Genomic DNA, 12198 nt, shown 5'->3' with positions numbered 1-12198 from the left:
TTCTTGTGTTTTTTACATACTAAAATTGGGTTGCAAAATTATAACATTTCTACAACCCAACCAAGTTTTTATTTTATTGATTTTTAGCCCATTATTTTAGTCATTATTTGTCAATTTAAAGACTATTGACTGCGACAACGATAATATTATGCTAAACAGCATTGCCGTCCAAAACGAATTGACTTTAAAACCATCAACAAAATGGTCGCAAACCAAAATCATTCCAGCATTTATAACCAGATAGAAAAAGCCTAAAGTTAGTATAGTTACAGGCAATGTCAAAATGACTAAAATGGGTTTTACAAAAAGATTTAAAAGTCCTAAAACAATTGCAACGGTTAATGCCGAGGTAAATTCGTCAACAATTACACCTGTCATAAGGTGAGAAATAATCATTACTAAAACGGATGTAACAAGTAGTCGGATGATGAGTTTCATATATTTATTTCAAAAATTTACTGGTTTCTTCAAAAAACAATTTTGGGTTTTCGGCATGAAGCCAATGACCAACATTTGGTATAGTTGCGAGTTTAAAGTTAGGGAAATGATTTTGAATTTGGGGCAAATCCGTATCCAAAATATATTTCGAATTTCCGCCACGAATAAAAAGTGTTGGCTTTTCAAAACGATTTTCACTTGGTAAAGCTGTTCCGATTTGCTCAATTTTTTCATTAAAAACAGGCAAGTTGAATCGAAATGCTAATTGTCCTGGTTCAATCCAATATAAATTTTTCATTAAAAATTGTCGTGTTCCAAAATCGGGAATAAATGGATACAACGTTTCTTCAACTTGACTTCTATCTGGTTTTTCAGAAAAATCAACCGCATTCAATCCAGCTAAAATATCTTGATGATGTGGCGCATAATATTTTGGACCAATATCAGCTACAATTAATTTTTCAACCAAATCGGGATAAGTTGTTGCAAAAAGCATCGCTACTTTTCCACCCATCGAATGCCCAATTATTGAAATGTTCGACAGATTATGGTGTTGGCAATAATCCAAAACATCGTTTGCCATGATTTCATAACTAAACTCATCCGAATGAAAACTTTTTCCGTGATTTCGTAAATCGAGTATATGAACTTGAAAACCTTCGGCAGCATAAAGTGAGCCAAATGATTTCCAGTTGTCACTCATTCCTAAAAAACCATGAATAATTAAAAGTGGCTTTCCTTCTCCTTCAATTCGTGAAAACATCATAAATTTTACTTTAGTTTATTCAAATACATATTTACCACATTATCCAAACCTAAATATAACGCTTCAGAAATCAAGGCATGACCAATAGAAACTTCCAATAAATTAGGAATGTTTTCTTTGAAAAATTTAATATTATCCAAGCTCAAATCGTGTCCAGCATTAATTCCAAGACCTAATTCATTGGCTAAAATTGCGGCTTTTGTATACGGTTCAATTCCTTTTTCGTTTCCCAAACTATATTGATGTGCAAAAGCTTCTGTGTATAATTCAATTCTATCGGTTCCGGTTTTTTTGGCGCCTTCAATCATTTCTTGAATTGGATCAACAAAAATTGAGGTTCGAATTCCGTTTCGTTGAAACTCTGCAATTACTTCGGTTAAATAATCCTGGAATTTTATTGTATCCCAACCAGCCGACGAAGTTATCGCACCAATCGCATCGGGAACCAAAGTTACTTGTGTCGGTTTGCATTCCAGTACTAAATCGATAAAATTGTGTTGCGGATTTCCTTCAATATTATATTCGGTATAAACAATTGATTTCAAATCGCGAGCATCTTGATAGCGAATATGTCTTTCATCTGGTCGCGGATGAATAGTTATTCCTTGTGCGCCAAATTTTTGAATATCCGTTGCAACCTTTAATAAATCGGGTACGTTTCCGCCACGAGCATTTCGTAAAGTTGCTATTTTATTGATGTTTACACTTAGTTTTGTCATTTTTTTTTCATTGCGAGGAACGAAGCAATCTCATACGCTTCAATTCGAATTATTATTTTCACAAAAATACAAAGTTAAAGCAAGTCAACATGTCCGAAAATTTGATTATTTTGCAGTCGATTAAAAAATGAATACATGAGACATCTTTCAGAATATATCAATAACGATTTTAAACCATTTTCGAGTAACGAAACTGTGGCAGAAATTCAAGATTTTTTTGCCGAAAGTACGTTGTCCCATTTTCCAGTTTTGGATGATGGCATTTATTTGGGTTGTATTTCATCTGTTGATGCTGAAACATTTGATTTTAATAAAAACATTGCCGATTATCGTTATGCTTTAGAGGGTTTTTTTGTTAGAAGTTCGATGATTTGGCTTGATGTTTTAGAGGTTTTTGCTCGAAATAACGCCAATCTAGTTCCAATTCTTGATGAAAATAATAAATATGTTGGCTATTATGAAATTACTGATGTTATAAAATTTTTAAACGAAACGCCTTTTCTAAAAGAAACAGGAGGAATAATCGTTGTCGAAAAAAACTTGGTTGATTATTCAATGAGTCAAATTGCACAAATTGTGGAAAGTAATAACGGTAAATTGCTAGGCCTTTTTGTTTCTGAAGCCAATTTAGAAAAAATTCAAGTTACTGTTAAAATTACGCTTGGCGTGATGAACGACATCATTCAAACCTTTAGAAGATACAATTATGAAATTGTTTCAGAGCATCAAGAAGATAATTATCTGAACAATTTGAAAGAGCGTTCGGAATATTTGGATAAATATTTAAATATGTAATTCAAAGTACTAAGTTTGAACTACGACTTACAAAATAAAAAAATAACCATATGAAAGTTGCCATCTTCGGACAATATTATCAAAACGACACTCGACCAATTATCAAGGATATTTTTGTTTTTTTCAACAGAAATAACGTTGAAATGGTTATTGAAGAAAAGTTTTTGAAAATACTTTATGAAGAAAAAATTGTTGAAAGACAATACAAAACATTTTCATCTCACGAAGATTTAAACAGTAGTTTTGATATCTTAATTAGTATTGGTGGCGATGGTACGATTTTGAGAGCAGCAACTTTTGTTCGAGATTCTGGCATTCCAATTCTTGGTGTAAATGCAGGACGACTTGGTTTTTTGGCCAAAGTTCAGAAAGAAAATATTGAACTTTTTTTAAAAATAGTTTTAGAAAAAAAATATTCCATCTCAGAGCGAACACTTTTAAGTATTGAAAGTTCTGAACTTGAAGCCAATTTTGATATCAACTTTGCGATGAATGAAGTTACCGTTTCAAGAAAAGATACAACCTCGATGATTACTATTGAAACTTTTTTAAACGATGAATATTTAAATTCCTATTGGGCTGATGGTTTAATAATCTCAACACCAACAGGTTCTACTGGCTATTCACTAAGTTGTGGCGGACCAATTTTAACACCCGAAGTAAAAGGTTTAGTCATTACGCCAATTGCACCACATAATTTAAATGCTCGACCATTAGTAATTCCTGATGACACCGAAATAAAACTAAAAGTTTCTGGAAGAGAAGAGCAATATTTAGTTTCATTAGACTCTAGAATCACTTCTGTTAGTAACCACACTGAATTAAAAATCAGAAAAACACCATTCAAAATCAACATGGTAGAAATACCTGAAGAAACATTTCTAAAAACCTTACGCAACAAGCTACTTTGGGGAGAAGACAAAAGAAATTAGAAAAAAAGTATTTCTAATTATACTACAAATCAAAAAAAATCGTTTTAAAAATATCATTGTTCAAGTTCCAATTCATTGACTACTTCAATTTTATTTAACAGAAATCTAGTTTAGATGTTTCATAAGTAGTCAGAATTGTTATATTTGCACGCTATTTTCAAATTGATGAAAAAGAGTTTAATAGTATTTTTTTGTTTGCTGTTTCAGAACTATTTAAGTGCTCAAATCCACGAGATTGGAGTATTTCTTGGTGGAAGCAATTATATTGGAGATGTTGGAAAAACCAACTACATCAATCCTAATGAAGTTGCCGTTGGAATTTTGTATAAATGGAACAAATCGCCACGACATTCGTATCGATTTTCCTATACTCAAACATCCATCACGGCAAACGATTTAGATTCTAATGTTCCGGGGAGATATTTAAGAGGCTATAATTTTAAGAATAATATAAAAGAATTTTCAGCAGGATTAGAATTTAATTTTTTTGATTTTAATCTTCACGAAGTTCTAGTTAGAAAAATAACACCATATGTGCATTCAGGATTGACCTATGTCGTGTATGATGAATTATACGTTTTGAATAATGAAACAAAAAAAGACTATACAACGGGAGCAATTGCGATTCCGATGACAATTGGTATTAAAACCAATATTCTGGATCATTTCATTCTTGGTGTAGAAGTTGGAGCAAGATATACTTTCACTGATAATTTAGATGGAAGTTTGCCAAAAAATAAAAATTTAGAACCATTAAAATTTGGTAATATAAATAGTAATGATTGGTATGTTTTTACTGGGTTTACATTAACTTACACCTTTGGAAACAAACCGTGTTATTGCGCAGAATAAAAATGAGTTTAGAAACAACAATAGATAAAGACAACCTTCCAAAACACCTAGCCATTATTATGGATGGCAATGGTCGATGGGCAAAACAAAAAGGAATGCTACGCGTTTTTGGTCATGAAAATGGAACTAAATCCGTGAAAACTACTGTTGAAACTTGTGCTAAACTTGGAATTCAAAATCTAACGCTTTATGCATTTTCTACCGAAAACTGGAACAGACCAAAACTAGAAGTAGATACTTTGATGAAATTATTAATTTCTTCCTTAAAAAAAGAACTTGATACACTTCAAAAAAATAACATTCGATTAAACTGTATTGGCAATCTTGAGCACCTTCCTGAAAAAGTAAAAAAAGAACTCCTCTCAGTAATTGAAAAGACAAGAAATAATACCCGAATGACATTATCGCTTGCCTTGAGTTATGGCTCAAGAGAAGAACTGTTAAATGTTGTTAAAAAAATAAGTGATAAAGTTAAAAATAATATAATTTCTCTAGACGGTATTGACGAATCAATTATTAATGAGCATCTTTACACGCACAATTTACCCGATGTAGATTTGGTAATAAGAACCAGTGGCGAACACAGAATCAGTAACTTTTTGCTATGGCAAATTGCCTATGCCGAATTTTATTTTACTGATGTTTTGTGGCCCGATTTTAAAGAAAACGATTTATACGATGCCATCATTAGCTATCAAAAAAGAGAAAGAAGATTTGGAAAAACAAGTGAACAAATTAAATAAATTTTCAGTGCAAATAAAGACACTTAAACTATTTCTAATGGCATTGTGCCTTGGAAATATTTTTCAATTACAAGCCCAAGAAAGAACACCTTTTGATCAAGGAAAAAAATACATTTTAGCTAATGTAAATGTTATTGGCAAAATTAGCTACAACCAACAAACAGTAGTAACCTTTACTGGACTTGAAAAAGGTCAACAAATTACTGTTCCTGGTGAAGAAGTTAGTAATGCCATCAAAAAACTTGGAAAACTTGGTTTGTTTAGTGATATAGACTTCTATGTGGATAAAATTGAAAACGATAGTATTTGGTTAGATTTAAATATTAGCGAACTTCCAAAACTTAGTGAAGTAAAAATTAATGGTGTAAAAAAATCAAAAGTTGAAGGTTTAATTAAAGACAATTCACTTACCAAAGGAAAAATTGTAAACGAAAACCTTATCACCACAACCAAAAACTATATTGAAAATAAGTATAAAAAAGACGGATATTTCAACACCAAAGTACTTATAAAAACAGAGGTAGACACAGCAGAAGGAAACAATGTAAGAATGCTTGTAAATATTGACAAAGGTGATAAATTAAAAATATCTCAGATAGCTTTTGATGGTAACGAACAATTGAGTGATAAAGCATTGCGAAAAGCAATGAAAAACACCAAGCAAATCAATCCAATTAGAATATTTAAAGCCTCAAAATTTGTAAAAGATAAATACAAAGAAGACCTTACTTCTATTGTAGAAAAATATAAAGAAAAAGGGTATCGAGATGCACGTGTAATTACGGATTCAGTATATTTAAATGACAAAAAATCAAAACTTGCTATTAATATTAAGGTTGAAGAAGGAAAAAAATACCGATTTGGAAACATCAAGTTCTTAGGAAATTCGGTTTATTCAGACCAACTGTTGGGAAGAATTCTTGGAATTAAAAAAGGAGAAACTTATAATGGCGTTTTATTAGAAAAACGCATTGCTGACAAATCAAAACCCGACGGAGAAGACATTACCAATTTATACCAAAATAACGGTTATTTGTTCTCGACAATAAATGCAGTAGAAGTAAAAACAGCAAACGACACAATCGATTTTGAAATTAGAGTAGTTGAAGGTCCAATTGCCTACTTCAATAATATAACAGTTGTTGGAAACGAAAAAACTCATGATAGAGTAATATACAGAGAACTAAAAACACATCCTGGTGAAAAATATAGCAAAGAGGATTTAGTAAGAACCATTCGTGAAATTGGTCAACTAGGTTTCTTCGATCCAGAAGCTATTGATCCTAAATTTAAAAATGTTGATCCAGCAGCAGGAACAGTAGATATTGAATATAATTTAGTAGAAAAAGGTTCTAGCCAAATTGAACTTCAAGGTGGATATGGCGGTGGTGGATTTATTGGAACGCTTGGTTTATCTTTCAATAATTTTTCGCTAAGAAATTTATTTAACAAAGAAGCTTACAAACCACTTCCAATGGGTGATGGTCAAAAAGTATCTTTGAGAGCTCAAGCAAGTACATTCTTCCAAACCTATAGTTTATCTTTTACAGAACCATGGTTAGGTGGAAAAAAACCAATTCAATTCTCTACATCGCTTTCTCACAGTAAACAATTTTTATTCAACGGAGGAAACAGTAATGTAGACAGAAGCAGAAGTTTCAACATTACATCGTTATCTGTTGGTTTAGCAAAACGCTTGACTATTCCTGACGATTTCTTTGTATTATCAGCCGCAACAAGTTTTCAATATTATGATTTGAACAATTATAATACCGGCTTATTTACTTTTGGAAATGGTGCATCAAGAAATTTAGCGTTTACTTTAGGCTTAACACGAAACAACAAAGGTGTTAACCCAATATATCCAACATCTGGTTCTGAGTTTAGCTTTTCTGCAAAATTCACATTACCTTATTCTTTATGGAATGGAATTGATTATGGTAATCTTTCAAATCAAGAAAAATACAAATTGAAATATACTGATGATTTTCAATTTACAGTTCAACCTAATGCCAATAATCAAAGTCCAGCGATTGGAGATTATCTTCAAGAAGTTTCGGAAGGTTCAAGAATATATCAAACCGTTGGTTCAGATTTTACACAAGCCTCTGCAAACGAACCAAAAGTTGACCAAGAGCGATTCAATTGGTTAGAATACTATAAACTAAAATTCAAAGCCGATTGGTACACTAAATTAATTGGTACTCCACAAAAAGCATTAGTATTAAGAGCACTGAGCGAATTCGGTTACCTAGGCGCGTACAATAATGAACGAGGTGTAGTTCCTTTTGAACGATTCTTTCTTGGTGGTGATGGTTTAGCGAATTTTGCACTTGATGGTAGAGAAGTAATTCAACTAAGAGGTTATCCAAACCAATCGCTAACACCAATTGACGCTAATGGAGACCAAGTAGGTGGAACAATTTATAATAAATTCTCTCTAGAATTAAGATATCCATTAACATTGAAAGCGGCTGCATCCATTTATGCTTTAACTTTCCTTGAAGCTGGAGCTTCTTATGATGGTTTTAAAGAATACAATCCATTTGTGCTACAACGTTCAGCAGGATTTGGTTTACGTGTATTCATGCCAGCCTTTGGATTATTAGGAATTGATTTCGCACATGGATTTGATGCGTTGCCAGGATTGACACAAAAGAACGGTTGGGAAACACATTTTATCATTGGTCAACAATTTTAATTATATTTGATATTTATTTCTAAATCATAATTGTATGAAAAAATATTTTTTAGCAGCATTTCTTCTACTTTTAGTATTCCAAGCAAATGCCCAATCACGAGGAATCAAGATAGGTTATATAGATATGGAATACATTTTACAGAATGTACCTGATTATGCCGAAGCTAATAGTCAATTAGAGCAAAAAGCACAAAAGTGGAAACAAGATATTGAAGCAAAAAAAATTGAAATCGCTAAATTAAAAGATGCGTTAAAAACTGAAAAAGCATTGCTTACAAGAGAATTAATTGAAGAACGTGAAGAAGAAATAAAATTTCAAGAAACGGAACTACTAGACTTCCAACAAAAGAAATTTGGTCCGAATGGTGATTTAATTACCCAAAAAGCCGTTCTAGTAAAACCAATTCAAGACCAAGTTTTTACCGCCGTTCAAGATATAGCTGAACTAAAAAAATATGATTACGTTTTTGACAAATCTTCCGATTTAACTATGCTTTTTACAGCCAAAAGACACGATATAAGCGACCAAGTAATTAGAACAATTACAAGAGCTGAAAAAAGACAGGAAATGACAAAGAAACAATTAAAAGCGCAAGAAGCTAAAGAATATCAAGAAGATGTTGAAGATGAAAATCCAGCTTTAGCAGCAAGAAGAAAAGCGCTTGAAGACAAAAAAGCTTTAAGAGACAAACAGCTAGAAGACAGAAAATTAGCAGCTGAAGCTAGAAAAAAAGAACAAGACGATAAACGAAAAGCTGCTGCCGAAGCAAGAGAAAATAAAAAAACTGGCACGGTTTCTGCAAATGACAATAAAGAAGGTGAAGTTGATGAAACGGAGAAAGCAGTTGACGGAACAGCAACTGAAACACCAAAAGAAGATAAAGCAGCTGCAAAAGCAAAAATTATAGAAGACAGAAAAAAAGCTTTAGAAGACAAAAAGAAAAAAATTCTAGAAGACAGGGAAGCAGCAAAGAAAGCAAGAGAAGAGAAAAAAACGCAACCAAAGGAAGAACCAAAAAAAGAAGAATAAACAATAATTAATTAATACTTTTAAAACAATGAAAAGATTGAAATCATTACTTATAGCTGGAGTATTGTTTCTAGGAACAATGCAAACGATGAATGCTCAAGCTAAAACTGCACACGTAGATGTAAATGAAATTATTTCTAAAATGCCAGCGATGTTAGATGCTCAAAAACAATTAGAAAAATTGAGCGCTACTTATGATGCAGAATACAAAACAATGGCTGAGGAATATCAAAACAAAATCAAAAAATACGACCAAGAAGCTGCAACTGTTGGAGACGCTGTCAATGCAACTCGTCAAACAGAAGTGCAAGACTTAGTAAAACGTATTACAGATTACAGAGATAATGCTCAAAAAGAATTACAAAAGAAAGAATCTGACCTAGTAAAACCACTTATGGACAAAGTAAAAGCTTCAATCCAAAAAGTGGGTAAAGCAAAAGGATACCAATATGTACTTAATGCTGCAGACTTACTTTTAACTGATGGACCAGACTTAACAGATGACATTAAAAAAGACTTAGGTTTCTAAGAATTAATTCAAATAATTATCAAAAAACTGCTCAACCAAATTGATGGATTGAGCAGTTTTTTTTTACTTTTGTTTCTATGACAAAAAATAATCCTATAGGACTTTTCGATTCTGGCATTGGCGGAACATCCATTTGGGCAGAAATACACGAACTACTCCCAAATGAAGATACCATTTATCTAGCCGATAGTAAAAACGCACCTTACGGACAAAAATCCAAAGAAGAAATTATTGCTTTAAGCATTAAAAACACCGAGTTCCTTCTCAACCAAAATTGTAAAATAATAGTCGTTGCCTGCAATACTGCAACCACAAACGCAATCAAAGAATTAAGAGCAAAATACGACATTCCTTTCATCGGAATAGAACCAGCAATAAAACCAGCCGCTTTACATTCGAAAACACAAACCATCGGAATACTAGCAACAAAAGGAACATTAAATAGTGAATTATTCCATCAAACAGCCCAACAATTCCACAATACCAAAATCATAGAACAAATTGGGCACAGATTAGTACCATTAATCGAAAATGGAGCCATTAATTCGCCCGAAATGAAACAACTGCTCAATGATTACTTACAACCCATGATCGATGCTAATATCGACTATCTAGTCCTTGGTTGCAGTCATTATCCCTACTTGATTCCACAGATAAAAAAAATTCTGCCAAAAAAGATTAAAATTATAGACTCTGGCGAAGCTGTTGCCCGTCAAACAAAAAATATTCTACAAGAAAAAGAAATACTAAACGAAGAAAATCACAAAGCCAAAACCATTTTCTACACCAATTCAGACCCAAAAGTACTTGAAGAAATTCTAAAGAATAAACACTCGGTAATAAAAAAAGATTTTTAGAAGCCAAACAATAATAACTTTTTTAAGCCTTTTTCCTGCTTTCCGTTGCAATCTGTCATTGCGAGGAACGAAGCAATCCAATCAAACACATTACGCAAACGCAATGACAGGATTTCCACTTCAATCGGGGCTAAAAATCAAACTATCGGCTTCTTTTAATCTTCCTTAAACCAACTCGAATACATCACATAATTATTCGAAATCCGTTCAATCTCACCAGCAAAATCAGATTGATCAATAGATTTCACTTTCTTAGCAGGAACACCAGCATAAATACTACCCGATTCAATCACTGTATTTTGAGTAACAATAGCGCCAGCCGCAACAATAGAATTACTTTCAACAACACAATTATCCATAACAATTGCTCCCATTCCAATCAAAACATTATCATGAATTTTACAACCATGGACTATTGCATTATGACCAATAGAAACATTATTCCCAATTTCTGTTGGATGCTTTTGATACGTACAATGAATAACAGCTCCATCCTGAATATTTACTTTATCACCTATTTTGATATAATGAACATCACCTCGAATGACAGCATTATACCAAACACTACATAACTTTCCAAAAGTAACATCGCCAAGAATAGTTGCATTTTCAGCAACAAAACAATCCTCAGGAACTGAAGGCGATTTTCCGTTTACAGCTTTTATAACCATAGTTCAAAAAAAATTGTCCCGATACTATCGGGACATTTATATTAATTAATAGCAGGACAATTACAGTGGTATTTATCTCTTTTACAGAACAAATTAATACCCAAAGTTATTTGGTGAAAACCACCAGTATCAAACTGAACATTTCCTAACAAGTGAGAATAAGTATAGGAAACCATATAATTTTTAAAGTTCAATCCAACAATTGGAGTAACATATTGTAATTTTTGATCGCCTACAGATTGCCCTTCAACAAACTGTGCGCCATCAAGACTTCTTCTATAAGATATTCCACCCCAAAGCCTTCCAAAGTCAAGTTCTTTATAAGCTTTTAAATTTAAATCTACTGTTTTCTCTTGTGTTTGAGTTACCAATTGAAACATAAATGATGGTTCCCAAAGAATTCCATCTTCTTCTCCAAAAGTATAGCCTGAATTCAAAATAAATCGACGTAAATTAACAGGTTCTCTGTCTGTATATAGTTTTCTATCACTAGCCAAAACATTCTTCACAGTAGCATGAACATAAAAATCTAGAAAATTATAAGATGCACCAATATCCATATTAAAATATGAAGCACTTTGTACAATTCCATAAATTGCTGGATCTAACTCCGGGTTATTATCATAAAAACTAGTTTCATCCAATTGACTTTGAACAAAACCAGCACTCATACCAAATGAAAGTTGGTTTAAATCAACATTGTCTCTTGAAAACATTAAATGATGCGCATAAGTCAACTTCATACCCTTTTGTGAATGGTAACCGTTCTTATCGTTAAAAACAATAATTCCTCCACCAGACCTTTCACCAATCGAACCGTTTATACTCAACGTTTGTAATGCTGGCGCATCTTCTTGTCCAAACCATTGTTGTCTTGCTGTTAATCTTGCTTTGGTACAATTTGCTGCTCCAGCCATAGAAGGATGTAGTAAATAATAGTTGTCAGATAAATAATCTGAATAAACTGGCAATCCTTCCTGAGCGAAAGTTTGACTAGCAAATACTAATAAAAGTGCTAAATAAAATTTTCTTAAAATCATCATTGTTATTATCTTTTTATTGAGAAATGGGCCTTAAACTCCTTACTTACATTTTGTTCTAAATACTGTACACTAAACCAGTAATCAGTTGATGGTAGTGGTTGACCGTTGTAACTTCCATCCCA

Annotated in this window: 14 protein-coding genes; 8 read left to right on the top strand and 6 right to left on the bottom strand. The window is 32.5% G+C overall.

The window, feature by feature from the left end; translation table 11 throughout:
• Positions 1–96: 96 nt before the first annotated feature.
• Genes BC748_RS10300 through BC748_RS10290 form a run of 3 tightly spaced genes read right to left on the bottom strand, consistent with a single transcriptional unit; the run spans position 97 to position 1923 of the window.
• The gene (locus tag BC748_RS10300) at positions 97–438 is read right to left on the bottom strand and encodes a phage holin family protein (protein ID WP_133533415.1); all 342 of its coding nucleotides are present in this window, start codon (positions 436–438) and stop codon (positions 97–99) included.
• A 4-nt stretch (positions 439–442) separates the two neighbouring features.
• The gene (locus BC748_RS10295; RefSeq protein WP_133533414.1) at positions 443–1204 is read right to left on the bottom strand and encodes an alpha/beta fold hydrolase; all 762 of its coding nucleotides are present in this window, start codon (positions 1202–1204) and stop codon (positions 443–445) included.
• Positions 1205–1209: 5 nt separating this feature from the next.
• Complete coding sequence (locus BC748_RS10290; protein ID WP_133533413.1) at positions 1210–1923, bottom strand: pyridoxine 5'-phosphate synthase; 714 nt, start codon at positions 1921–1923, stop codon at positions 1210–1212.
• Positions 1924–2058: 135 nt separating this feature from the next.
• Between BC748_RS10290 and BC748_RS10285 the strand changes: the two genes are divergently transcribed.
• From BC748_RS10285 to murI, 8 genes are all read left to right on the top strand, one after another.
• A complete protein-coding gene (locus BC748_RS10285) occupies positions 2059–2718 on the top strand; it encodes a CBS domain-containing protein (protein ID WP_133533412.1) in 660 nt (219 codons plus the stop codon).
• A gap of 50 nt (positions 2719–2768) precedes the next feature.
• Complete coding sequence (locus tag BC748_RS10280) at positions 2769–3650, top strand: NAD kinase (RefSeq protein ID WP_133533411.1); 882 nt, start codon at positions 2769–2771, stop codon at positions 3648–3650.
• A gap of 165 nt (positions 3651–3815) precedes the next feature.
• A complete protein-coding gene (gene porG / locus BC748_RS10275) occupies positions 3816–4502 on the top strand; it encodes a type IX secretion system protein PorG (protein WP_133533410.1) in 687 nt (228 codons plus the stop codon).
• A 2-nt stretch (positions 4503–4504) separates the two neighbouring features.
• Positions 4505–5245, top strand: a complete 741-nt coding sequence (locus BC748_RS10270) for an undecaprenyl pyrophosphate synthase (protein WP_133533409.1) — start codon at positions 4505–4507, stop codon at positions 5243–5245.
• Between the two features lie 37 nt (positions 5246–5282).
• On the top strand, positions 5283–7946 hold the full coding sequence (locus BC748_RS10265) for a BamA/OMP85 family outer membrane protein (RefSeq protein WP_425459552.1): 2664 nt from the start codon (positions 5283–5285) through the stop codon (positions 7944–7946).
• A 34-nt stretch (positions 7947–7980) separates the two neighbouring features.
• A complete protein-coding gene (locus BC748_RS10260) occupies positions 7981–8976 on the top strand; it encodes an OmpH/Skp family outer membrane protein (protein WP_133533407.1) in 996 nt (331 codons plus the stop codon).
• A 28-nt stretch (positions 8977–9004) separates the two neighbouring features.
• Entirely contained in the window at positions 9005–9505 is a 501-nt protein-coding gene (locus BC748_RS10255; RefSeq protein WP_133533406.1) for an OmpH/Skp family outer membrane protein, read from the top strand.
• 77 nt (positions 9506–9582) lie between these two features.
• Entirely contained in the window at positions 9583–10362 is a 780-nt protein-coding gene (gene murI, locus BC748_RS10250) for a glutamate racemase (protein ID WP_133533405.1), read from the top strand.
• A 155-nt stretch (positions 10363–10517) separates the two neighbouring features.
• Here the strand turns inward: murI and BC748_RS10245 are convergent, their stop codons facing one another.
• The 3 genes from BC748_RS10245 to BC748_RS10235 all read right to left on the bottom strand — a co-directional run.
• Positions 10518–11033: a gamma carbonic anhydrase family protein gene (locus BC748_RS10245; protein WP_133533404.1), complete on the bottom strand. Its 516-nt coding sequence runs from the start codon at positions 11031–11033 to the stop codon at positions 10518–10520.
• Between the two features lie 41 nt (positions 11034–11074).
• On the bottom strand, positions 11075–12073 hold the full coding sequence (locus tag BC748_RS10240; protein WP_133533666.1) for a PorP/SprF family type IX secretion system membrane protein: 999 nt from the start codon (positions 12071–12073) through the stop codon (positions 11075–11077).
• Between the two features lie 8 nt (positions 12074–12081).
• A partial coding sequence (locus BC748_RS10235; RefSeq protein ID WP_133532187.1) for a T9SS type B sorting domain-containing protein occupies positions 12082–12198 on the bottom strand: 117 nt, incomplete at its 5' end.

Source organism: Flavobacterium dankookense (assembly GCF_004362665.1).
In the GTDB taxonomy this organism is placed as follows: domain Bacteria; phylum Bacteroidota; class Bacteroidia; order Flavobacteriales; family Flavobacteriaceae; genus Flavobacterium; species Flavobacterium dankookense.
Note: the sequence above shows the minus strand (reverse complement) of the source record. Positions and strands in the feature narration are given on the sequence as shown.

What these genes read in the sequence shown, in the direction of transcription:
- BC748_RS10300 (WP_133533415.1), bottom strand. Translation starts at nt 438, where the DNA reads ATGAAACTCATCATCCGACTACTTGTTACATCCGTTTTAGTAATGATT.
- BC748_RS10295 (WP_133533414.1), bottom strand. Translation starts at nt 1,204, where the DNA reads ATGATGTTTTCACGAATTGAAGGAGAAGGAAAGCCACTTTTAATTATT.
- BC748_RS10290 (WP_133533413.1), bottom strand. Translation starts at nt 1,923, where the DNA reads ATGACAAAACTAAGTGTAAACATCAATAAAATAGCAACTTTACGAAAT.
- BC748_RS10285 (WP_133533412.1), top strand. Translation starts at nt 2,059, where the DNA reads ATGAGACATCTTTCAGAATATATCAATAACGATTTTAAACCATTTTCG.
- BC748_RS10280 (WP_133533411.1), top strand. Translation starts at nt 2,769, where the DNA reads ATGAAAGTTGCCATCTTCGGACAATATTATCAAAACGACACTCGACCA.
- porG (WP_133533410.1), top strand. Translation starts at nt 3,816, where the DNA reads ATGAAAAAGAGTTTAATAGTATTTTTTTGTTTGCTGTTTCAGAACTAT.
- BC748_RS10270 (WP_133533409.1), top strand. Translation starts at nt 4,505, where the DNA reads ATGAGTTTAGAAACAACAATAGATAAAGACAACCTTCCAAAACACCTA.
- BC748_RS10265 (WP_425459552.1), top strand. Translation starts at nt 5,283, where the DNA reads ATGGCATTGTGCCTTGGAAATATTTTTCAATTACAAGCCCAAGAAAGA.
- BC748_RS10260 (WP_133533407.1), top strand. Translation starts at nt 7,981, where the DNA reads ATGAAAAAATATTTTTTAGCAGCATTTCTTCTACTTTTAGTATTCCAA.
- BC748_RS10255 (WP_133533406.1), top strand. Translation starts at nt 9,005, where the DNA reads ATGAAAAGATTGAAATCATTACTTATAGCTGGAGTATTGTTTCTAGGA.
- murI (WP_133533405.1), top strand. Translation starts at nt 9,583, where the DNA reads ATGACAAAAAATAATCCTATAGGACTTTTCGATTCTGGCATTGGCGGA.
- BC748_RS10245 (WP_133533404.1), bottom strand. Translation starts at nt 11,033, where the DNA reads ATGGTTATAAAAGCTGTAAACGGAAAATCGCCTTCAGTTCCTGAGGAT.
- BC748_RS10240 (WP_133533666.1), bottom strand. Translation starts at nt 12,073, where the DNA reads ATGATTTTAAGAAAATTTTATTTAGCACTTTTATTAGTATTTGCTAGT.